We start from the raw sequence: 24398 nt of genomic DNA on the forward strand, positions 1-24398 counted from the left end.
ATTATGTTCATCCCGATTCTGTTGAAATCAAGGCCTTGTTGGCAGGCAATGATATTTTGATCCTTCCGGTAGACACCCCCCACGCTATCCGCAATATCAAAAATGCAATAGACAAAGGAATTGTTTCAGAAACTTTGTTGGAAGAAAGGTGCCGGAAAGTACTGGCGTATAAATTTCGGTCAGGGCTTTATCGCAGGCCGCAAATTACTGTAAGCAACCTCAATGTTGATTTGAACAGTGAGGAGGCCAAACTGCTTAACCGCCGTCTTATTGAAGCCACCCTGACAATCACAAAAAACAGTGATAGCCTGCTGCCATTCATGCGGCCGGATACAATGAGGATCGCAACACTTGAGATCGGATCAAAGGGAAATGCATTCTCGGATCGCGTGGGCAATTATGCCAAAGCTACAACTTTTACAATGGATAAGGCGGCTTCTGAGGAGCAAATGAAAAGGTTGTTAAGCAATCTTGAGAATTACGATATGGTATTGGTTTGCGTTCGAAGCACAGGTCAGGACCCTAAAGAATATGGCATCAGCAAACAAACCCGGAACTTTGTACAATCGCTGGGCAATAAAACCCGTGTGGTGTTGGTGCTTGCCGGAAATCCCTACAGTCTTTCATTGTTTGAGCCTCTTGATAAAATCAGTGCAATCATGGTCGCTTATCACGATACTGATTTGAGTGTCGATCTGGCAGCCCAGGCTTTATTTGGCGCTTTCCGGGTCACTGGCGAATTACCCGTAAGCACTACTGCCTCTTTGAAATCCGGTGATGGCTTCAGCACTGAATCATTGCAGCGGCTCAAATACAGTGTTCCTGAAGAATGCGGGATCGAATCGGCATGGCTCAGAAATGTAGATTTGATTGCAATGAATGGGATCGCACAAAAAGCATATCCTGGTTGCCGTGTAATGGCCGTGCTTGATGGCAGGGTGATTTTCGACAAAAGCTACGGCCATCATACCTACGACCGCAAACAGGAAGTGAAGTCAGATGATATTTACGATGTGGCTTCACTTACAAAGATTGCTGCCACAACCTTATCGGTCATGTATTTACAACAACATGGATTGATTGATATTGACCAGCGGGTGTCTCATTACCTTCCTGAGCTTCAGCAAACTGATAAGCGTAACATCATTATCCGAGACCTGATGGCCCATCAGGCCAACATACAGTCATGGATACCTTTTTACAAAAAATATTTAACAAACAATGTTCTTGATCCCGCGGTTTTTAGCACTAAAAAGGATAATGATTTCAGCATCGAAGTGGCCAAGGATTTGTATATGAACAACAACTACCTTCCATATATTTTTGACACTATTGCGACTTCTCCTTTGCTTAAGAAACAAGGATATTTATACAGTGACCTCGGATTTTACTGGCTCAAAGAAATTGTGGAACGCGTTTCAGGAATGCCTTTTGACGTTTTCAACAATACATATTTTTATGAACCACTTGGAATGCACAACACGGTTTTCAATGCGCATAAACATTTCGGTTTGAACCGCATAGTTCCGACTGAAGATGATAAGGAATTCAGGAAACAGCTACTGCATGGCTTTGTTCATGATCCGGGCGCCGCAATGATGGGTGGAGTTGCCGGTCATGCCGGCTTGTTTTCAACCGCAAATGATCTTGCTATTGTAATGCAAATGTTGATGAATGGGGGTTCGTACGGAGGCAAGCAATATTTTGCACCACATGTGCTGGATGAATTTACCCGTACACAAAGTCCGCTGAATGATAACCGTCGAGGCCTGGGTTTCGATAAGCCCCAACTGAAGCGAGAAAAAGATGGCCCCACAAGTTTGTCGGTTTCTAATTCCAGCTTTGGTCACTCAGGTTTTACGGGTGTTTATGCCTGGGCTGACCCGGAAGTCAACCTGGTGTACATTTTCCTGTCCAACAGGGTTCATCCTTCGGCAACTCCGAATAATCTTGGTAAACTCAACATCCGCACTGCAATTCATCAGGTGTTTTATGATGCCATCGAAAAAAGGAATGCGGCAGGGATTTACCATTTGGAATGATGATTTGAATTGAATGATGCAAGCGCCTAGTAAACCACAATCCGCTTACTTTCAATCCGCGTTCCACCGTCATACAGGCTCATAATATAAATGCCGGCAGGGTAATCTTTTAGTGATACCAGCAACTGGTTTTGCAATTTGCCCAGTTTTATCGAACTCAGATTCCGCCCTTCTGCACTGGTAATGATAATTTGTTGGTCATCGTTTTGCGATGGGTTCAGGATGCTAAGATCATAATCCACCAAAATATAATCCAGCGCAGGATTTGGAAAGACATTCATAATTGAAATCCTGGGGGGATATTCAACAATATCAGGAGGCTTAGAGGGTGGAGCTTCAGATTGCTTTGGGTAAATAAGATGTGGTTCGTAAGTAAGAGCGTCTGCGGAAATTAAGATGTTTCGGGCGTAAGTTGCGGCCGGTTCTAAGCCGGTATTTCTGATCCCGAACAACCATTGAATGGTGACGCTGTCGGGGACTAGCAGGTTTTTTCTTTGCAGCGAGAGAAAATACATTTTTTCTATCATGGATTTTACATTGCCATGAGCTGCAGCTTCGCTGGTGTTAAAAGCAAACCTGGCCGGCATGGCATTGAGAGTTCCGCTGGCATCAAAAATATTTCCCTGCTCCATAAGCATCATGGCTGCTATATACCAGTATTCCGGTAAAGCTTGTTCAAGTAATAGAGTTAGAAGCTCATCGTCAGTTCCGGGATCATATGAATCATTCATTAAATGCAGCATCAGTTGCATTAGCGTTTGTTGAAGGCCCGCTTTTGTATTCAGGATTTCAGCCTCTAATGCTTCCCTTGCAGATAATGATTGCTTTCCAAGAATAACAATTTCAGCAAAATCATCCTTCAATTTACCGAACCGGGAAATCAGCGCTGCATTTAGCTGTGGCGATTTGGAGGCATGGGAATTTGCTTTTATGATTTCACGGATCATAAAATCTGGCAAGACATGACGCAGACCGATGGCGCTTATTAAAACGGTATCAGACAGCCAGGGCGAAAAGTTGAGCAATAGTCGGCGCAATTCGATTGCATCACCAGGATGGCTCAGATTTATTTTTTGTAAAAGTAATTCCGTATCCCCACCATCAATTAGCCGCTGGTATTTATCAAGCTTTTCTTGAAGTAGGACCAACCTGGTTTCGTAATTAATTCTTAGCTCATGGTAATCCGGTTCGAACCACTTATTCATTGTTGAAGTACAAGACGCTGGTTTGAAATAGGGCTTGTTATTTGGCAGCAGGAACACAGCATTTGGAGTGAGTTGGGTTGGTTTTACAAGCGCCTCTGTACTAGTGGTATTAGGATAAAAATACACCATTGGTTTTCCATGAACGTAAAAATGTGACTCCCATAAATCAGAGTTCAGGAAAGTATTTCCACCCAGTGCATTTGTGCTGTTTCCAATCCCTCCCTGGTAATGTGCAATACCTGAGGGACCCGTCGAAGTACTGTCGTGGATCACCAAAATAGCATGTCGGTTCAGGCCAAAATCATTGCAACTAATGCAGAGCCCAGAGTAATTGTCACGGCCGCGGTTTTGGTTCATGGCATGAATCGCAATGTACAAGGAATCAAATTGGTTGTTGTAAAGCACATTGCTGTGTGAACCGGTATTGTTAAATGCAATACCAGTTGCGGAGCCACTGCCAAAAGATGTTCCTGAGTAATTGCCAGTAAATTGATTTTCGGTTATCTGAAACCCATATACAGGGCCATCCACATATAAACCGCTTTTTCTCGGTTTCGAAGAACTGAGATTTTGGATCTTAAAATCCGATCCCACTATCGAAAAGTTATAATTTGCGCTGGAAAAGATGCCGAGGGTGTTGTTGACAAAAAGTGCGTTTTCAACAGCAAATGTTTTTTCTGAGCCGGTTCCAAGGGCTTTAATGCCATATCGAAGGTTTTCAAACCTGCTGGCTTGAGTTTGCTTTGATATGGTTGAACGATCAGCACCGTATTCTCCAACCCTGAAACTTGAATTGAGGCTTAAAATTCCGGTTGTTGAAGCATTCAGCGTTGGCGGCTGGGAAAAGATGTTTCCATTGATTTCCAAGCCCCTTACGCCAATTAATTTAATGAAATCCATCTGGCTGAAAAGCATACTGGTGCAATTGAAACCGCAGTTCTCAATCCTGCTGGCATTGTTAAGGATCAAACCGTTTTCATGATTGAGGTTCTCATATGGTGCCAGAAAGATTCCTGTTTGGTTGTTATTGAAAAAGGCCATGTTTGCAACTACAATTCCACCTCCAAAAGCCGGGTCAATATCTGTAGCATCCGTTTCAAAAGTTTCGCTGAATGTCTTTCCGGCCAATACGCCAATGATTGCGTTTTCGATCAATGCACGGTCAGAAATATAGAGCAGACCTTGCGCACCGGGTTCCAACTGGCTTTTTTTTGCATCGCCCCACACTTCAATACCACTCCAGGCTTGGTTCGCACAAAGATTTGTAAGCTTGCTGTCGGCAATCGATAGGCTGGCGCCTCTTTCCACAATAAGTTTTTTGCCCGCTGCAAAGCGAAGTTCACTTCCACCACTCAGATTGAAAACTGCGGCCGAATCAATGCGCAGGTCTTCAGTATAATTGTAAGTTACATTGTTCCACTCAACATTTCCCTGGATGAGAAAAGTTGGCGGCGCTGCAATTACAGTATGCTCAAAATTTGCTGGTGTGAACTCCATGCAGTTTCCTGTGCTGAACCCAAAACTAAATTGAAGGTTCTGCATAGAGTCAATAATAAAAAATGCACCAGGATGAAGGCAGATTTCAGCAAAGCCCTGGATAGCCAACATTCCCCCGTTGCGTATTTCAATGGTTGCGCAGCTTTCAATTTCGAGCCTGCCGCCGGGTTTAATGGTTGTGTTGCCGCCGTCAATGATGTAATGGCCACCTTGCTCAATGAGCAAAGTGCCAGAATTTTCAATATTTGTCATGGCATTTTGACGCTGCTCAAAAACTCCTCCCGAAGCAACGCGCAGGAAGCTTCCGTTGGTTATGCTTAGTAATCCGCCTTCGGATAGAAAATGGCTTCCGGATTCCAGCAGCAAAGTACTATTATTATCCAGTTTCACTGTTGATTCATCGTGTTGAACCATGAGTGAACCACCGGCACAGCGCAATTGTGTTGGCGCAGAAAACATTCCGCTGACAGGATGACGATAAATGCTGCCCGCTGTACCGCTCTGATCGAGCAGGAGTGTGGCACCTGGTTTCACATAAAGCATTTCGTGAAGCACAATCTGCCCCGTCCAGCGAACTTCAGTGTGCAGGTCATAGTTGTCCCACGAAATGTCTACCAGGTAATCATCTTCATCAATTGGGGTCATAGCGATCTTCAGGCCTGAAATATAGACCTCAGGCAAATTTCTGAACGTTTCAACCGTCTCAGTAAGCCTGGTGTTATTTTCCACATACGGGCTGTGGTAGTATGTTGCCGTATTAAACGGCGCTGGATTTGTGTTCAGGCTCATTTCATTAAACCCCTGAAAAGCATTGATGTCGCTCATCAGGTAGGGCAGGTGTTTGACAGTATCATTCGGGGAATGGAAATAAGTTTTTGCCATCGCATTTTTAGCATGGATGCCTGGCTTCAAAGTGTCATCGCCGGGGATATCAAGAAAATACGCACTAAGATCATTATTACCTGACAATGGATTGGGCGATTGATCGGCAAAATAGTCGAACGCTCCTGTACCAACACAACTGCCGGGGATCGTGCCTTTATACACCTGATCATAAAATCCGTTGGCACAAATCATTTTCAGGTTATCAGTATCATGGCCCGGGTAAACAATTCCAGTTGAACCGTCAATTGTATCTTTTCCAACCTGATAGTAGGCATAAATACCTTTCTTTGCCTGGGGCCGGCATTCAGGGTTGGTGTTGGAATATTGCAGGAAATTCAGCGTGCTGTCAAGCATTTTATGGTTTTCAAGCCAGATGTACTGGTTGGATGCCGGCGCCTGAATAAAAGGAAGTTTAATGCGAACCACATCTCCGCTTGTTATAAAATCGCGGAGCATAAAAGACTGGTTTCCATTTTCCCTGCTAATGTCTGAAATAACTCCCAATGCTGTAATGGGCCAGCTGGTAGTGTTCTCATCACTCATCCATCCAACCCTGAAGCGATCAAACCCATTGCAGTTCACCAGGCCGGAGCTTGCGGCACCCATCAGTCCATAACCATATTGAATAGCCGGAAAGCACATTTTGCCTCCCCAGCTATGCCCGCCCGAAGTGTGAAAACTATTTGGGCCAAAGATCAGATGAGAAAATTCATGAATGATGATCGAGGTTGGATTCAGAGAAATATCAATATTTCCGACACATTGAACAGAGGATTGAAGCGCAGAATATGTTTCTCCATCGCTGGTTTTTAACCTGATCCAATCGCCTGCGCCTGCTGAACCGTTTCCGGGCCAGTAATCACCATATCCGGACCGGGCATTTCTGATTATGAAATGCACAAGGTCAAATTTGGTTGGGTCAGAACTTGCGTAATCCTGAATGCTGTTGTAACCGTTTAGTGTATTCAGTCCTCCATTTAGGTTGATCATTTGCATCACGCTGTCAAGAAGCGGGATGGATTTGAATTCTCCACCCAGGCTGACGCTGCTGTGCTTAATGTTCACAATCATGAAATCGCCTGTTAGAATCAGCTTGTTGAAAGATGATTCGGCAAAGAGTTTTGTGAACATTCCGTGAATGTTTTCAGGATCGTATTCAACATCAATAAAATCAGTAAGATAAGTTGGCCAGGAAGCCGTATCAACATTGATGCCTTCGGTTTGCGACTGAGGCCAGATTTCATTGCTTGCCACAGAATCGGCAACAGAGGCATCATAAATAATATTCACATAAATGAAAAGCGAGCGGTACGAACCATGCGGCGACAACATAAAACCATTCCAACTCCTGGGCAGTGAAGCGCTGTTTTTATCAACCTCACATAAAGCAGTGTTGCTGCACAAAAGCAGTGATATCAGGAAAATAAAAAGTCGCGGCAGGAGTTTGAAACACATCGGTGAAAAAAGGATATTGATTGAGAGTGTAAAGCTAATGGTTATTATCCGAATTTGAACACGGCAATTAGTTGATCAGATCAAATTCGATAATAAGAAGCCTCGCCTCGGGGCTTGTCCATCTCTCAGAAAATTTATACATTTGCACCCGCTTTCAAATTTGCGGATGTGGCGTAATTGGTAGCCGCGCCAGACTTAGGATCTGGTGCCGAAAGGCGTAGGGGTTCGAGTCCCCTCTTCCGCACGAAAACGCTATAAATAGTTCTAAAAGAAATAGTTGCGCATACGGTTTGTAATTACAGACAAAACCGTTTTCCTGAATGCCTGTTAAATCAAGCAATCCACAACAAATGAGCAGACAAAAACTGATAATCATGCCGCAACTGCATGATTATAAAGGCGATCTTACAAAGCAGTGGTTTGTTTTTTACTCCCTACGAAACCCGTCTACTGGCAAGATGCAGCGCTTCCGGGAATACAAAGGTTTTTCAGGATTTAAGACTAAAGAAGCCAAACACCGATGGGCTAAAAAGCTCATTGAAGAGTTACGTTTGAAATTGAAAAACGGCTGGAACCCTTTTACAGGTGATCAGAAAGTAATTTATACTGACAACCTGGAATATCAGCATATAGCTAAAGAGTATGGCCGGCAGCGATCGAGCATCCGGGATATCAGATTCTATGCATCAAGGTTCCTGGATCAAAAGAAAAAGGAAGTAAGGCCCTCAACCTACACAACATATAAAAGCAAGTTCAGGTACCTTGAAAACTTTATAAAGAATAAAGACTTGTCTGGATCTCACCCTGCGGCATTTTCAAAAAAACATGCCGATGCTTTCATTGATTATCTTCAAACAGATAGGGGTATCGGAAACAAAAGCATTAATGAATATACTACATTGATGCGATCGCTATGGAACTTCATGATAGATGAGCAGGCAATTAAAGAGAATGTTTTTAGTCGTGTGAAGCGCTTACCAGGTAAATCCAATAAGCCGCGTATCTACAACGAAACGCTGATAAAAAAGCTTGTGACGATCATGGAAAGTATGGATCCGCAAATGCTGATAGTTATAAAAATGATTTTTAACTGTCTAATCCGACCCGGGGAGCTTCGCAAGCTCAAGATAAAAAACATAGATTTTTCACGCGGACGGATCACGGTACCGGCTGAAATTGCGAAAACAAACAAGCAACGCATTGTTGACATACCGGATTACTTCCTGCAGGAGCTTATTGATAAAAAGTATGAGAGAGCTTCAGGAAATCATTTTATCATAGGCGTTAATGGCGAACCGGCAGCCCGGATGGTTGGCCGCAACTACATGTATAACCGGTTTAAAAATATAAGAAAAGAGGCCGGGTTAAGCCAGGAGTATTGGTTGTATGCATTCAAGCATACTGGTATGGTTGAGTTAAAATTGGCCGGAACCGACTGGCTTGAGATCATGAACCAGGCAGGGCACCAGAGTTTGGATCAAACAATAGAATATACACAGGAATTGATGGGCACAAGTTCTGTGAAGATTAAGAAAGAGGGCCCTAGGATCTAACGCCTGTAAGCAATAATCTCAGCAACTGTGATGTGATCATTCCGGATACTGAACCGGATCTCTTTGAACAAGTAATCCACTCCGAGAATCTTATGCCATTTGAACCAATCGAGGTTGGAGATTTCGAGGGGAGTAAGGTGTTTTTCAATAGTGTATTCGCCTGGTGAGCTCAGGCGCCACTGGATAAAGTTTTTCCAACGTTTTTCGTATAGGCCGTATTGCCCATCGGGCCGCAAACCAAGGTTGGCATCGCTGATCTTATCGTTATTGTAATCATTCACATCGTTGCTGGCCATGGGATAATTGGCGGCGTTACTGTCCGTTTGTAAGCCGCGGTAGTGAACGAGCGCGAAACCGGGTTCAGAACGATAGGCTTCGGGCAGAATTTCAAAATTGCCGGCATGGTGGTAGGCGGGAATATGCCAGCCACGGGAATTGCCGCCGATGGTTGGATCAGTGTTTGGATATTCGGGATGATAAACAAAAGCGGCCGGGGCTGCTAATGGCAACTCAAGCTTTAATGCTTTGTCTTCTTCTTCCGGATCGAAGCTGCTTACTTCTTTAGAATAGTCAATGCTATGGAATATCCAGTTATAGACGCCGAAATCGGGATCATAATTCCAGATGAACCAGGCACGCCAGCGCCTTACAAAGAATGCATCGTTTACCTCATTGCCTGTGGATGGCAGATTGTTCCATAAACTTACTTCTCCCTTTATAGTGATACCATCGAGAGATTTCTGGAAGCTACCAATGTAATTACACTTTGGCGGCGTGGTTCGCATGATATAACCCTCAAAATCTTCGGCGCTAAGCCTGGGAACGCTCACAATATTATTACTGAACTCAATACTGCCGGTATCGTTGATGATATCGTCAATGTGCGCGAAAGTGATGGTTCGCAAAAGGTTGTTGACTTTGAACACAATGCCTAGGGTGGAGCAGATGTTTCGAAGGAAATCCCTGATTTCTGCATCGGGCAGGAAGGTTTTCAGCAACGGCGCATTGCCTGCAGGGAAATAATTGTTGATAATATCGGGGGTGATGCATGCGATGGTTTTGAGATCGGCCTGGTTGAAAACGTTGTTTATAATATGATACCCGGTGTGGTTGAAAATTTCTTTGATGATGAAAGCCAGGTAAGGCGAGGGTGAAAAAAGGTTGAGTAAACTATAATAAATGCCGTTTACCGGGCCGTGAACGACCCAGGGAAACACTCCATCGCGATAGTAATTTACCACGGGTGCGAAGCGCGAAAGTTGATCTTTTGTATCGTTGATATCAATCTTGAAAAGGCTGTCGGGCAGGTTGCCCATGGCCTCGGGGTTGTGATAGGGATAGACTGAAAAATTAACATCGGGCCAGGTTTGCTGGGGTATTTCAGCGAATGGTGTGGTACCATCATCAATAAAGATATTACATCCAGGATCGAAGTGAAATTGAAGCCAGTACACCGGCCAAAAAAACACTGGTTCAACATTAAATATAAACCTTATTACATCCCCTTCAAGAAGTCCCAAAGGTCCATTAAAGACAAAGTTGTTACTTGTAATATCTGTGAAGTACAACGTTGCCATTCCGTTTTTCTCGACAATAAATTTTGGATTTTTACCAGCATCCACCTGATCATCGCCAACGGTACGCTTTTTAAACGCCCAGTTTAAAACAACATTCAAGTAATAGATTCCATCTGCAGGGCATGTCCATTCACCTGAAGTCACATCGAAGGCCGAAAAACTATCTATGGTAAGTACATCTGGAATTATAACAAAATCGCGTGGGTTAACATTATTGTCTGAATATTCAAATAACTGGCTGTAGGATGCAAAGGTGATTTTCGGATCCCAGGGAACTGTTTCATCAATATCCAGGTCGCGGAGCCTGGTATTGCCAAATGCTGCGCTCAGGCTGCCAACATCAACGGGCATGCTTACTTCTACCTCATTATTGTTGAGTTCGGTAATGTTTGCTGTGCCGGCAAATTTCAGGATCCCAAAGCGCAGCAAGAAAGGATGCTGCCACGTTGGCTTTCCTTTTCTTGCCGGGCGGTGGGCGAATGAGAGCTCGCGCTTCAGTTCCTCAGTCAATGGTACACTAAAGTTAAAGATGAAGGATCCGGGGATTTTTCCTTCATCTGTAACAAATAGCGGATTGCGAAGAACCACCGGGATATCGGCGGACTTTGTGTTGACGAGAGTGGAACCGAGGCGGAGGCTTAACATGGTAAATTCAAAATTCAAGATTCAAAATTCAAAGAAAACAGCCAGTTTAGGGTTAAAAGCTTACTTGCTTTCCAATATCTTGTGCCGACTTAGCACCAATTCCGGAAACACGTTCCAAGTCCTTAACGTCAGTGAAAGGTCTGGCGTCAAATATACGCTTTGCCAATACTTTGCCCACCCCCGTTATACCCTGCAACTCTTCCAGTGATGCAGTGTTAATATTGATCATATTGCTTACCGGTGCTTCCATCACAGTTGGTTCTTTAGCCGGGAATACACCGTTTGGAAATGGAAATACAGTAGGTGCTTCGCTTAATATCCAAACTTCCCATACCGGTTTAAGCACTAGTCCGGAAGGATTAAAATCTTGAACGTCTCCCATAATGTATTGCGCTTGGTTGATCTTTGAAGGATCAACATCGTCAGCCCGCCAAATAACTTTAAAAGGGTAATTAGTAGTTGATGCACCGTTAACAATACTTTCCTTATGTACATATTTACCGTTTACATCAAGTCCGGTGATTGATTGATTGACCGGGTGATTCATCTGTATCATCAAATCTGCTAAATTTGTTGCCCATGTAGGGCGTGGTGTTTGCCAACTTATAATAGTTGCTGCAATAGGAACAACTGTTGGTATCGGTTCAACAGGAGTTTTCAGGCTTTCTACAAAAAAGACTCCACCCACCATCTCAGGAATGGTAAAAGTTCCCGTCGCTGTAAATTTCAGTGTTAGATAGCCAATGTAGCGTTTTCCCGTTTGTTGCTCAGGGAGTACGGAATGTGTTCCCCAATACCAATCTGGACCTCTCCATAGTTTCCAATCTCCTTCTCTTGACCAATACGTGGCAGGGGTGATCTTCAGCGTGATTAGATTGTCCTGGTGCGTTCTTTCTACATAAAATATATTAAGGGCAGTAGCACCGTAACTAATCTGGTAATTTTCGACGGCACTGCTTACGAACTCAATGCCCTGCGGCAAAGTGATTGTATGAGTTCCCGGGGTGCCCCACAGATCAACAATAAATTCATTACCTGTTGCAAGGTTAGAAGAACTGTATTTGAACTTGTTTGAAATAATAAATGCACCTTCCGGGTTCACCTTCATCATGTCAATCCTTGCCTGAGTAGTGGCTTCATACGGTTCTTTTACTTCAAAGGTTTTACCGTTGTTAATGCCTGGAACCCGGACAAACAAAGTTCCCTTTGCTCCTTTAACCCACGACGTAAAATCAAATACAGAAACTTCATGCTTCTGATTGTTTTTCTTTACCGTGATTTCAATTGTTTGTGCAAAGCTCATCATCCCAATGAGCATAATGCTAAGAAATGTCATTAACTTTTTCATTGTTTTTGGGTTTAAGTTGATTGAAAAATTGGTACACTATGTTTAGGTATCCGGCATCAAATGCACCGTTTGATGCTAGTCCGATAAATATTCCCCATGACATTGAGTAGAAAAGATTAAGCTCAGAAAAGAATCCAAGGTTAAACTTCCATCCCAAAAAGGATAGTAACATTGCAACTACTTGACTGACTATCTGAGCTGTTACAATTTCTCGTTTGAATACAGTGAATAACACTTTGTGCTTCCACTTAAGTTGCTGCTTTAGTGCCTCCACAATGAGAGGAACCAACGCAGCAAGGGCTAAGGGATGAATAAAATATTCCATGTTACTCATCTTTTATCATCCACGCTATTGCCGTGAATGACATTTCTGAAATATCAGGGTTCACATCTTCAAGTGAAATGGTATGCAGTTTCAGTTCTTCCGGGAATTCAAAATCTAAATTGAGGAAGTCAATGTACTTTTCCCGGTTGTCTGCCATTTCTTTAATTGCATCAGCATATTCCTTTTCAAGTTTTGCCTTTGCCTTCAAGTATTTATCTGAGGTAATATCCACATCAAAAACTTCGAGTGATTGACCTGTTTGTGGATTTGTTATTGTCTTAGTTTTTGGATTTCCTTTCTCATCTTTAGAAAGGTCCTCAAACATTTGCTGATTTTTTTTCTCATATTCCTTGTATGCAGCTGATTTCGGGAAACGTTTTTCAAAAGATAAATCCCTTGGTGGTTTTCCCTCAGCAGCATTTCCAGGGTGCGCCAGTGCTGCAAGCTTTGTTAAGTTACGATCCCGTGCATAAAGCAGTTTCACGCCTTTGAGGTTTAATACCTGGTTAAGCATGTTGTAGCGTTCAACAATGTCACCATTTTTTAATTTGATTTCTGTGTTCATAAAAATTTGTTTTGATGAATATTAAGAAGGATTTTCGGTATCAAAATATGCTGGTATTTCTACTATATTCCCATTTATTCTTGTTCTGATTTTCCGGTTTGGGGTAACTGTGCCTGTGAGAAGGCTCTCAAACAAAAACGTGCTGTTTCCTGCTCCCGTTACTATTGCACCGTTGTGCATTACCGCAAAGTTTTCCTGTCCGGTGTTTTTCAGTGCAAACAATTTACCCGAAGTCATATCATTCCATGTTCCCATCATAAAAGCGATGTTAGTTGCTCCTGATACTTGCCTTGCATTGAAATCCAGCACAGTCATGCTGCCACTATCCTCAATAGTTGCTTTTATCAAAGAACCAGCCTTTACCCCTGAACCACTAAGAACATCCCTTATTCCCAGTATAGTTCCGGTAACATTGTAACTGCTATTGTAAACTCTCTGCAAATACATGGTTTCAACTGAGTTATTTGCTGTCAAAGTTCCACTACGAATAATATCCGCAGCCCTACCAGCCAATGAAGTTGCTTTTATAGCATGAACAGAACCAGAAACATCCAAACCTAATGCTGTGTATTTGAAATTAGATGACGCTCCAAATACTCCATTATTATTATACTGAATCTCTGTATCACTGCCTGCTGGTTGAGTTGCAGTGATTGTGTGAAGCACAAATTTACCGCTGGCATCTATGCCTACATTCCTTACTCCGCTACCTGCTAATGGATTGCATATAATGGAGCCTGCTGTATAAAGTGATATTCCAGCGTCAGGTGTGAAAATATTAGCATTCGGTACTCCCAGGATTAAAGAGGTTTCGATAGCAGCCCTACCACCATTACCAACTACTAAATCAGCCAGCGGACTTGTTATACCCAATCCAAACCTACCATCATTACGAAACGTAAACATCTGCGTTCCTGTACTACTGAAAAGCCTCAATACAGAAGCGGCAGAAGTAGCAGTACTTCCGTAAAACAAATAATCTCCGTATCCCGTGCTTCCTCTTGAACTTAGCGATAATACAGATTCAGAAATACGAGCATTAGGAAATGTATTAAATAATGAAAAAGTGCCTAAATATATGACTGATGAAGCTCCGTATCCAACGGCACCACGTATTGAAAGCCTGATTGCTGATGCGCTTCTTGCTCCTGCCGTATAAGCGACCGAATCCATAGGTGCAAACGAAAACATAGAAGTCAATGACAATCCTGCGCCTGAATAATCTTTTGTTGTGTACCAGTTACCATCGTGTGTACTTTTGATTTCAAACTTGAATGAGGTTATCATGTTGTTATTCGTGTAACCACCCAAATAACCCCAACCTTCCTGAGTACCTATCAGTACTGTTGCTCCTGCCCAATCAATTCTATTAAACAAAGCTGTAGCAGTGTTACTGTGTGCAATTTCTATAACTGCCCATGTGGAAGGATTGCCCTCACTCATAGCAGATATATCAATCGTAAGGTTCCCTGTGGAGTTATTCCCATCAAACAAAGCCGAAGCACTTCCGGGTATATTCTGCATTGAAATAGAAATGCCAGTATCAACCAATGCTCTTCTATCAATATTGTACAATAAATCCTCTCTGCCCATTACGAAAGTAGGAGCAATTAGATACTGGTTATTTGCGAATCTTATGTTACTTGTTATTGCAGGCGTACTTGCCCAAGCTAACTGGCTTCCGAAATTGTAGTTAACTCCATTATGACAAAACGTGTCCTTAACTACATATCCTAAACTATTACTATTATCAGCAACAGCTACTCTTGTGAATGAAGTATTCACTGCCAAACCCTGAAACCTGACACTGCCTGTGGTATGAAGTTGCGATGTAGGAGAAATGCCGATGCCAACGTTTCCTGTAAAACTAACGACACCCGTATTAAGAAAACTGTAGTTAACTATGCCACTCCTAACCTCAACATTTCCGGTAGCTGCGTTTATTTGGAAGAATTCTTTCCATGTGGATGAAATAGGGTCAAATATGGATTGCATACCTTCATGTGCACCATCACTTCTTTTTCTAAGGGAATTTATTAAAATTGCACCGTTTCCGGCAACAGAACTTGAATTTTGTAACCTAATATTTGCTATTGTTTCCTGCGTACCAGGTGTTGCAGAATAATCTCGCTCCAAATATAAAATAGCCGATGCATCATTCCTTGATACTCTAATGTTTCCATTTGATACGTGTAACCTCTCAGTAGCAACAGCAATATTAACTCCCAAATTTCCATCAATTCGCGCATTTGCTCCAACGTGCAAAGCTTCTGTAGGATCAACATTGAATATGGCCCCTGTCATTGGTAAAGCGATGCCTAGGTAGCCATTTGGGGCAAGTAGCATAGCATCTGTTACGACTTGTTCCCGCGATGTTCTGAATGTAATAGAACCGGCGGCAAGAGTACCCGTTCCTGCTTTGACTTTGAATTGAATATTACCTACTGTTCTCCATCCATTATTATAATAGGCTCTTGAAGCAATTGCTCCGATAACATCATCTACATCACAATTTACAGGTACGTCAAAAGTTCCTCTTGATTTATTATAAACAACACCGGCAGCAATAGCATCGTCTTTATGTCTATCAAACCAAACCTGATCATCTGAGACAACTTGGAAAGGTTTCTGTGGAGCAGTCGTACCGAATCCAATTCTGCCATTAACGCTGTCCTGGTAAAGTAAACTATTTCCAAGTGTATTAACACCTGTAGCAACAGGAATATAACCATTAGCTAGTGTTCCTGAAATAAATCCAGAAACACTTGGAATGTTATCGTCAACATATTTTTTATTTACAAGACTGTGGTCGCTTGTAGGCACATATAAAGTTGAGTCATACTTTCTAATCTGTTGATCATCTGCTCTGAGTGTTATGCTATTTTCACAAATCAGTTCTATTATCCCATCATCGCCTAAATAAAAAAGCGTTGTAGGCAATAGTCTATTCCTGATATAGCCGTAACCATACATTTCTAAATTTGTAGCAACCCAGCCTCCGCTGCCATTAGAAGTATTGAAAGTATTAAGAGAGCCTTCTGACTGAATATCTAACCTCTTTGTAGCACCATTCACCCTTGCAAATACTCCGCTTGAAGTAGTCCATATATCGCCATTGGCAAAAGCAGTAGGAGTTGCGCCATGAGGTAGATTAATAGAAGCATACCCGGTTGCAGGTGTAGCAAATAGTGTTTTCTGCTGCGAAAAGAAATAACCGTCAGCTGAAAAGTCTATATTATTACCACTCCCTGTGAAATCAATTTGAATCCTAACAGGATGAATATCAATAATATTTACAGTGCCTTTTACTACTACTCTTCCTGAAGTTAGCTTAAATTTTCCAAGGTCAACATCGCCAGTTGCACCGGTGTAGGGAACAAGGCCAGCAGAACTAATATTTCCTGAGTGGTAAATTAAACTTTCGACACCCGCTGGGGTCTTGTGATATAATTCACCAGATTTTACTCCAAAGCCAATTGCGCCAGCTTCTACTGCTACCAAATCAGAGGTATCAGCAAACTCAACTAAGTAAGCAAACCGCTTTCCCTTCCCCATTGTATTAGTCTCCTACAACCGATCCTTTGAATCCTGTAATTACCAAGTAAGAGCCTGCAGGCCAGTTTTCACTTGAATCACAAACAACAGATTTAGAGGAAGCGTTAACTTGATAGTCAACTTCGTATTTCCGGTAAGTTCCGCTTTCAGCTCTCCAAATCATTACATCCACAATTTCATCAAAACCGTGGGTAGCTGCTGTAACCGTAACTGTATTTGCTGCTGAAGACAGGCGAACCGGGTATGTGGCAAGTGTGCGGGCTGGAAGCTCCGTGAAAGAAATGGCCTCTAAGCCAATTGCTCCTGTTGATGTTGCCCTTAGAAACTTTCCGACATCTCCCTCTGTAATTGTTGCAGGCATTGCATAAGATGAGTATGAATTTCCCGTTCCATGAGATTTGAGAAAATGGTTTGCAGTTCCTATTGCTAAAACAACTAATGGATTTGTGCCATTGCCAAGTAACAAGGCTCCATTTGTTACGGTTCCTAATCCTGTACCACCCCTGGGTACTTCAAGATTTTCTTGTGTGGTAACTTTACCGTCGATTCCTACAACAACCACAGTGCTTGTGGGCAGATTGGCCATTTTACTCCATGCAATAGCGGCTGTAGCTGAAATATTAGCGTTGGTTATTTCCGCAAAAACAAGCGCACTTGATGTTTGCATTAACACCCTACCATCTGCACCACATTGTAATTGAGCCGGAACACCTGATGAATTTGTAGCACGGGCAAGAATTGACCTTGCTGTAATTGTAGCCAAACTGATTACATTCCCGGTTGAAATAGCAATTCCTGTTCCGGCTGTGTAAAATCCTGTTCCACCAATTTGAACCCATGCGGTACTGTTAAAAGTCCATTTGGTATCCTCATATGTTTGGCCTTCCCCTACCCAAACAGTATGACCTTCCTGTGGTAAATCAGCACCAGTTCCGTCTTGCTGAATTGTCCATGTCCAGTTACCAGTAGTACCGCTTGCTTGGTATATTTTGTTAATTTGTGTCGCACTACTTGAATCAAAAACAACTACCCTCATTCCAGAAATTGTTGTAACGTTATCAATTGTGTTTGTCGTAGTTGTTAATTGTGCAGCAGGATTATCAAATGCTACCTTACAAGCAGGACGATTGTGTATACCAAGTGTAACAAGGTCATACAGATTATTTACCTGCCCCTGAGTTTTCCCAAAGGCTTGCAATATGTTATCTGTTGCAAGAATAGTTGTTGATGCTCCTGATGTAAATCCAGTTAAAACTGTACCTAAAACAGTTGCAGAAAAGTTGGAAATATGACTTGATGTTAGCGAAGTCCAAGCAATATCAAAATTTTCGGACATTAATACCTGACCAGTTGACCCTTTAGCCCTTCTTTGGTATTTGGCTCCCAATGTATTATACACAAGCAAATCACCACCAGAATCATCACCTGATTTACCTATGAGTGTATTCAAGTCAGCAGAAAACGTTTTATTCGTCAACGTTTGCACCGCGTTTAGATACACAATATCGTTTGGAATGCTCCCAATATCAGACCAAGTAATATTAGCCCAAGTAGCAGTACCTGATGCACTATATTTCAACCAATTGCCTGCTGAGCCACCCGTAGGGATATGTTTGTGTCCAGCTGTAGTCAAATGGCTAATTTGAGCAGCCCCGCCAATAAGTTGTCTGGTACTGTTATCCAAGCTTATTGATCCGGTTGCTGTCAATACTCCCATTGTGGGTTGGATGTCACTCCACACCTGGGCAGTGGTTCTGAACTCCAACCCGTTTGGAGTTGAATTTACCCGCATGTAATTACCGGCTGCTCCTGAGTAGTTAGCAGGTGTATCATTCAATTCAATGAAGTTATTTTTCACATCTGATGAAACCGCCAGGGTGTGGTTTGCGCTTTCACCACGGTACATTAACCGACCACCGGATTCCGCATGATATACAATTTTGCGCTTAATGGTTCCAAGGTAAGTGGCTGCGTTTGCAGCTGTAGCAACACCATACATAAGCTGATTAAGAATGTCGTTGTGCTGGATATCCAGCCCCTGACCAAAAGTTCTTCTTTCTGCCATGATTTCTGTTTATTTGAGGTTATTTAATTACTGCAATATGGGAATCAAGTATAAATGTGGATTCCCAATAAATTCTGCCAACACTATTAATATCGTAATGCACAAATATCATTTTCCTTTTTGTTTCCTCACCATCAGGATAAACATGATAGAAATCCACCTGTATATCTGCGCCAAGATTATGTTGATGTGTTTCAATGTAACCAGCCATTCCTTCAACCAACACTATTGCTACACCCTGTAATGGTAAGTCATCAAATATGATCTTTCCAGTTCCCGGTTCTGCTCTGACGTACTTCCCCCAATGTTCTTGAGGCGCTGGGGCGTGATCCGCTTCGCTGGTTATTGAGTGCAGCCGTGAGTGAACTTCGCCAATGCTGTTTATTCCTCCACCAATTAGCACGACAAGCTTCTCACCATTTTCATCAATCCTCAAACCCCAAAGCTTTCCATCTGCCTGGTTCCATATCGCAGTTTCACTGTCAGGGAAATGGTTTACATTGGGCTTTACTCCTGGCTTTCTAGTTCGTTTGATTTTAAATACCTCTGACATAGTATTGTTAGTTTAATGCCTTTACCCTTACTGGCCGGTAGTAGTAAGCTGATTCTTTATCTGAAAGCAGTTCGTTGTTTGGATCCATGGAGCGTGCCCATGCGCTGGCGCCATCGTCTTCGCTGGTCCAGTGGTAGTGGTCTTCAAGTTCTGCCGTTTCGTTATGGCTGAGAAAAATGTTCATTCGAATGGTCAGCAGCTCGTCCCGGGTTGGGAGACGCCAGTCCGTAAACACACCACTTTGATAAGCGGCTGCAGCAGCAGTGGCCTGGTTCCAACTTAAAGGTTGGGTGGGAGTAAGGGCAAGGATAAGTATGGTGGTTTCATTTACTCTGGCAACAATGCCGCCTTCATAAGGGTCACCCACCTGCAATGGTGTAGCTGGCGCAACCACTTCTGGAACGAGTGACTGCAGATGATAGTAATCAAAGTCAACGTGGTACAATCCGCTTTTATCCCGGGACCGGAGAATGGTTTGATTGTTGAAAACAATGGGAATTAATTTACCGTCCAAGATCTCATACACTTCTTCCGAACCAAAGAATTCAGGCAAGTATGCAAGCAGGTCTTTAGATACGTAGCCGGTATTGCACTTGATTGATTCTTCCTGTGTGGTGCGGATGTTCTTTTTGTTTGCCGTTGAAGCGCCTGGCCAGAAGGGAGTGTTCACAACTTCATACTCATAAGCTACTTCGCTGGATGCCTGGCCAGTGGTAACAATTGTATCAAACGCCCCTGCCGAGTTGCGGAAAAGAAACTGGCGGCGGTAAGGAGAGTAACTTTCATCAATGATATATGTATGTTGAAAGTCAAGTAAGGCAGTAGTTTCGCCATCGTAAGGTGTGACGGTATATGAGGCAACGGTTTTACCAGGAAAGAATGCTGGAATCAATCCCGGGAGCCCCAGGTCGTTATAACCGGCATCAATCTCAATTTGCTGGCCTTTTTTAGCTGTAAGGGTTTCAGATAAAAAGAAGTCTTCTCCAACTGAGCCATCGGTAAATACAAAGTCGAGTTTGATTTTGACAGTTGAAGCCGGATCTTCGGTAAGCAAAATGAAAAGCTTGAGTATATCAGACTTTGATACAAGGCGTACATATTTCTGATTTCTGACAACAGAAATCAGATGCATAAAGCTCAGTAAGGTATCGCCTGCTTTTAGCTTTGCATCGAAGCTTGAGTATTTCCTGTAGAACAGATTGTGTGCCCACTTTGGGATTAAGCCTTTCACGGCATAATAAGGTTCTGGCACCAAAAGCGTATGCCTCGGAATTGGTGGATTGCCATAATACTCATTACACCACAGCGTGTATCTGCGAGCGGCTGCTTCATGCTTTTTGATAGCGCTGGTGCCCGGAAAGGTAAACCCGGGTTTAATAATGGCATTAAAGTATTCGCTGATTTCAAAATCACAGTTGCCATCTGAACCGGGCGTCTGGCTGTCGGTTCCGATCAACTCAATAGTGTCATCCCACTTAAAATGAATTACACTCAGATCAATCCGGATATTGGGTTGAGCAGCCTGGTCGGTATGCACCTTAACGAAGGTGGGGGTACCGGAGAGGCGGAATTCGTGTATGTTGGTTGCGAGGGTAAGCATGGGGTCAAATTCAAAATTCAAGATTCATCATTCAAAGATCGTTTGGAGGGGGGTTAGAGAAAAGGACAGTTTTTTAATTCCGGTTATAACGCATTGTCGTTTTCGGTTTGAGATACTTTGTCTTCGAATTTGCGGAACTTCTGGTAAACCAGGTATGATTCTATGCCCTGATCGAGTTTATCGTTGAGGCGGTTTAGGGCGGCGAGTAGGGCGGGGTCGGTTGCTGGTTGTGGGTTGTTGGTTGCTGGTTGCTGGTTGGTGGTTGCGGCCGGTGGATCCGATAAGCGCCCTTGTGAGTATTGTGGAACCCTGGCAGCGTGAATGGCCTGCATTACTTCCGGGAAGTTTACACGGATATTGCGCAGTGTGGGGTTATCAATGATAAGCTCATCGCCTTTCTCACCTACCAAAGCGTTTCTGTAAATTCCTGTTTTGGCAGGGCCCATAAAAGGAACATCCTTGTAGAGTTTGTTGTCATCCTTACCGATAACATTGTAGCGGCCTTTGACAAACTGAGGCATTTTCTGAGAAGCAATTACCGCAGTTTGTAAAGCTCCTGAAATACCGGCAGCAACTACCATAGGTAAATTAGCCCAGCCTCCTGGAGCTGCTGACCATGCCCGGCTTACAGCAAGCGCTGTATTGATTATACTTTGTATTATATCAGCACGATGTTGGCGTTTCCATGCCTGTTCTTTAATCTTCGCCTCTTGTACCCGGTAGCGTTCCTGTATTTTTTCCCGCTGTTCAGCGGTAAGGTTTTCATTGTTGAGTTCAGCATCCCGGCGTTGATTTAGGGCATACATTTGCCGGTCATACTGAGAATTGATATAGTTTGTGAACATCTGGAAACCGGCATTGAGAGAATCATCAACAATTTGCTTACGCGCACTTTCCCAATCCTTTTCCAGCTTTTCCTTTTTCGCGTTTTTCTTAGCCTCTTCATCAAGCTCAAACTGAATACGGTTACTGGTTCTATCCAAATCCTCCTGGTGATCCTGTTCCTTCCGCGACTTAATTTCATCAAAGGTGCCTTTCCAATCTTCAAGGAATTTTTTATTAAAAGCATCGCTTTCCTGCAGAAGGCTTTCTTCTGAATCAGTGAGATTATCCAGGAATCCAATAACATCACCACCATTGGCAATGATACCATCAATTACCAGTTTTTGAGCCTCAAGGGTTTTAATTACGACATCAGCTTGCCTGGCAGCAGCATAATTCCCCTCAGCCACGAAAGCAGCCTGGGCTTTACGCGCGTCGTTGATGGCTTTGGTAATATTTTCGTATGCTGTAGAAACATCTCCGTTTGGATCCGGATCCGGTGTATCATCTTCACCACCACCAGCAGGAGGGGGAAATGCTCCCGGGGTTTTGGCAACCTGGTTCATCAATTCATTATATACTTCGAGTATTTCATTAATCTCTTTCTTTAATCCATTAATGGCTCTTTCACGTGCTGCTCCGCGTACACCTTCAACGATGTTGTTCTGCTTGTTATATTCGGCAGCAGTCATTCCTTCAATAGCCTTCAGTTCATCTTTTTTAATATCAGCTTCAGCAAATAGCTTTTTCGCTTTTTCCTGTTGAACCTCCATCTCAATTTTATTTCTGAGAGCGGTAGCAACATTATTGTATGCAGTTTCAATTTCCTGAAGTGTTGATTTTTCTGAAAGCAGGCTAGGCAAATAATCTTTGTATTGATCATTTATTTGCTTGATTAGTCTATTACGTGTTTCAGCAGTAATATTCGTATTTTTTAATACTGTAAAAAGCTTATCGAGTTGCGCCACTTCTTCTGCAGCGCCTTCAGTAGCTTGCTGCCTTATTTCATTATAAGCCTTTTGCTTAATTGTAAGGCTCTCTGTTTCGCGGCCGAGCTGCCTGATGTAAACCAGTAGGCCGATAATAGCGCTAGCTGCCAGCGCCCATGGGTTAACTTTAACAACTAAATTAAAAGCTTGCATTGCTTTCGTTCCCAGCCAAAGTACAGCAGTAAATGTTTTTTTTGCTATGATAGCTCCATTGGTGGCAATAGTATAAGCTATGATGGCGCTGAGAGTTGCAATGATCAGACTGCGATTTTCCTCCCAGAATTTAATTCCGCCCATGATGGCCTTTATCAGGTAGCTGAACGCATTGGTGCTGAAAGTAAGCGCCGGTGCAAGTTTTTCACCCAATTCCATCCTGAGTAAAGCAGCACGGTTTCGCGCCTGCTCAAGCCTGGTTTTATTATTATCGCTGTTAATGATGGCCTGCTCAACAGCTATATTGGTATCTGATACGGCAGCTGTGTAGCGTTTAATTTCTTCACGGCTATCAATCAGGGCAAGGGCCATGTTGATGCTTTCCAGACCAAAGAGTTTAGTGAGATCAGCAACTGAATATTGTTTTGCAGCTAGGTTATCCAACGCCTGTTCCATTCCAACAATGGCGGGGTTCACATCATCGGCCCCTGATTGAAGGCGGATAAACATGGTCCTGAGCTGTGTGCCAGCAATTTCAGGCTGTGAGAATTTAGGAGCTATCCCTTCAATAACTCCAACCAGTTCTTCAATTTCAATTTTAGCATTATAAGCTGATGTACCCGATTTTTCGATCACGGCATTGAGGTAGGGGATATCACCGGCGCCTACCTTAGATCCGGCTCCCAAGGTATTGATGATCCTTCTGGCTTCGCTGGCTGAAACATTGAACTGGTTCATTGTAGTAGTAAGCGCGGTAGCGGCTGGTACCAGGGTAATATTTGCTGCCTTACTTAGAATCATGGCTTCCTCGGTAACAGCAGCCAACGCTTCGCGGTTGGCAAGCAGTTCCGGCCGCTTTGAACCGATCAGTGTATAAGCGTTTACAATATCAATGGCTGCATTTGTGAACCTTACGCCATCTTCGGTTGCTCCTGTGGAAGCGGCTTTTGCCCGTTCACTCAGCCAGTCAAGCTGCTCGCCCGCCAAACCAGTCAGCGCACTGAGGTTTGATACTGCTGCCTGGTATTCGTTAAACTCTTCAACCAATTTTTTAAAACCCATTACGCTCCCCAGGATTGAAGCGGAAAATGCCGCGATCATTCCAAAGTAACGGTTGAAGCCACCGGCAATGCGTTGCATAAGAGTTTGCTGCTGGTTAAAGCCCCGCATCTGTGCTGTAGTCTTTTGTATTTCGGTTTGAACCCGCTGCAATTGTGCTGTTTTGTCGGCAAATACTTTTTTGCCTTCGGCAGTATTGCGGTTCATTGTGCGCAACTCAGAGTTAAGTGTACGCTGCGCCCTGGTAAGTTCTTTGAGGCTGGCACCGCTAAGATCCTTCATAACTGCATTGAGGTCGAAAGTGCTTTTGCGAGTGTCTTTGATTTTCTTATCAAGTGCGTCAAACTCACGTTTTTTTGCTTCATAACCCGGATCTTTTGCCAGGCGCAGCTCTTTGAGCTCTTTTTTCATCTCACGGGCTCTTGCAGTGAGCTCCTTTAGTTGGTTGTCAGCCTGCTGCCCATCGAGTTCAACCCTTGCGGTTGCGGTTTCGTTTGCCATGGTT

12 protein-coding genes and 1 tRNA gene are annotated in these 24398 nt (G+C 43.2%); 3 read left to right on the forward strand and 10 right to left on the reverse strand.

Going from position 1 to position 24398, the window contains the following annotated elements; all coding sequences use genetic code 11:
• Positions 1–2042 (forward strand): serine hydrolase (locus IH597_14770; GenBank protein MBE0663716.1); only part of this gene is annotated, 2042 nt, incomplete at its 5' end.
• A 26-nt stretch (positions 2043–2068) separates the two neighbouring features.
• On the opposite strand, the gene IH597_14775 is transcribed toward IH597_14770, so the two are convergent.
• Entirely contained in the window at positions 2069–7084 is a 5016-nt protein-coding gene (locus tag IH597_14775) for a T9SS type A sorting domain-containing protein (protein MBE0663717.1), read from the reverse strand.
• Between the two features lie 162 nt (positions 7085–7246).
• Here IH597_14775 and IH597_14780 point away from each other — a divergent pair.
• A tRNA-Leu gene (locus IH597_14780) sits at positions 7247–7328 on the forward strand.
• Positions 7329–7434: 106 nt separating this feature from the next.
• Complete coding sequence (locus IH597_14785) at positions 7435–8637, forward strand: tyrosine-type recombinase/integrase (GenBank protein ID MBE0663718.1); 1203 nt, start codon at positions 7435–7437, stop codon at positions 8635–8637.
• Here IH597_14785 and IH597_14790 read toward each other — a convergent pair.
• From IH597_14790 to IH597_14830, 9 genes are all read right to left on the reverse strand, one after another.
• On the reverse strand, positions 8634–10859 hold the full coding sequence (locus IH597_14790; protein MBE0663719.1) for a hypothetical protein: 2226 nt from the start codon (positions 10857–10859) through the stop codon (positions 8634–8636). The two genes, IH597_14785 and IH597_14790, sit on opposite strands and share 4 nt — an antisense overlap.
• Positions 10860–10911: 52 nt before the next feature.
• On the reverse strand, positions 10912–12207 hold the full coding sequence (locus IH597_14795; GenBank protein MBE0663720.1) for a helix-hairpin-helix domain-containing protein: 1296 nt from the start codon (positions 12205–12207) through the stop codon (positions 10912–10914).
• Positions 12182–12532, reverse strand: a complete 351-nt coding sequence (locus tag IH597_14800; GenBank protein MBE0663721.1) for a hypothetical protein — start codon at positions 12530–12532, stop codon at positions 12182–12184. Before IH597_14800 ends, IH597_14795 begins: the two co-directional genes overlap by 26 nt.
• Position 12533: 1 nt before the next feature.
• Positions 12534–13097 carry a hypothetical protein gene (locus tag IH597_14805; protein MBE0663722.1) on the reverse strand — a complete coding sequence of 188 codons (564 nt, stop codon included), beginning with the start codon at positions 13095–13097 and terminating at the stop codon, positions 12534–12536.
• A 21-nt stretch (positions 13098–13118) separates the two neighbouring features.
• Positions 13119–16652 (reverse strand): hypothetical protein, encoded by a 3534-nt coding sequence (locus tag IH597_14810; protein ID MBE0663723.1) that lies wholly within the window; start codon positions 16650–16652, stop codon positions 13119–13121.
• Positions 16653–16656: 4 nt separating this feature from the next.
• On the reverse strand, positions 16657–18717 hold the full coding sequence (locus IH597_14815; protein MBE0663724.1) for a hypothetical protein: 2061 nt from the start codon (positions 18715–18717) through the stop codon (positions 16657–16659).
• A gap of 19 nt (positions 18718–18736) precedes the next feature.
• A complete protein-coding gene (locus tag IH597_14820; GenBank protein ID MBE0663725.1) occupies positions 18737–19270 on the reverse strand; it encodes a hypothetical protein in 534 nt (177 codons plus the stop codon).
• A 7-nt stretch (positions 19271–19277) separates the two neighbouring features.
• Positions 19278–20891 (reverse strand): DUF1566 domain-containing protein, encoded by a 1614-nt coding sequence (locus IH597_14825; protein ID MBE0663726.1) that lies wholly within the window; start codon positions 20889–20891, stop codon positions 19278–19280.
• Between the two features lie 62 nt (positions 20892–20953).
• On the reverse strand, positions 20954–24394 hold the full coding sequence (locus IH597_14830) for a phage tail tape measure protein (protein ID MBE0663727.1): 3441 nt from the start codon (positions 24392–24394) through the stop codon (positions 20954–20956).
• Positions 24395–24398 lie beyond the last annotated feature (4 nt).

The sequence above is a fragment of the Bacteroidales bacterium genome (assembly GCA_014860575.1).
Taxonomy (GTDB): domain Bacteria; phylum Bacteroidota; class Bacteroidia; order Bacteroidales; family JAAYJT01; genus JAAYJT01.

What these genes read in the sequence shown, in the direction of transcription:
- IH597_14795 (MBE0663720.1), bottom strand. Translation starts at nt 12,207, where the DNA reads ATGAAAAAGTTAATGACATTTCTTAGCATTATGCTCATTGGGATGATG.
- IH597_14790 (MBE0663719.1), bottom strand. Translation starts at nt 10,859, where the DNA reads ATGTTAAGCCTCCGCCTCGGTTCCACTCTCGTCAACACAAAGTCCGCC.
- IH597_14775 (MBE0663717.1), bottom strand. Translation starts at nt 7,084, where the DNA reads ATGTGTTTCAAACTCCTGCCGCGACTTTTTATTTTCCTGATATCACTG.
- IH597_14820 (MBE0663725.1), bottom strand. Translation starts at nt 19,270, where the DNA reads ATGTCAGAGGTATTTAAAATCAAACGAACTAGAAAGCCAGGAGTAAAG.
- IH597_14830 (MBE0663727.1), bottom strand. Translation starts at nt 24,394, where the DNA reads ATGGCAAACGAAACCGCAACCGCAAGGGTTGAACTCGATGGGCAGCAG.
- IH597_14815 (MBE0663724.1), bottom strand. Translation starts at nt 18,717, where the DNA reads ATGGCAGAAAGAAGAACTTTTGGTCAGGGGCTGGATATCCAGCACAAC.
- IH597_14805 (MBE0663722.1), bottom strand. Translation starts at nt 13,097, where the DNA reads ATGAACACAGAAATCAAATTAAAAAATGGTGACATTGTTGAACGCTAC.
- IH597_14785 (MBE0663718.1), top strand. Translation starts at nt 7,435, where the DNA reads ATGAGCAGACAAAAACTGATAATCATGCCGCAACTGCATGATTATAAA.
- IH597_14800 (MBE0663721.1), bottom strand. Translation starts at nt 12,532, where the DNA reads ATGGAATATTTTATTCATCCCTTAGCCCTTGCTGCGTTGGTTCCTCTC.
- IH597_14810 (MBE0663723.1), bottom strand. Translation starts at nt 16,652, where the DNA reads ATGGGGAAGGGAAAGCGGTTTGCTTACTTAGTTGAGTTTGCTGATACC.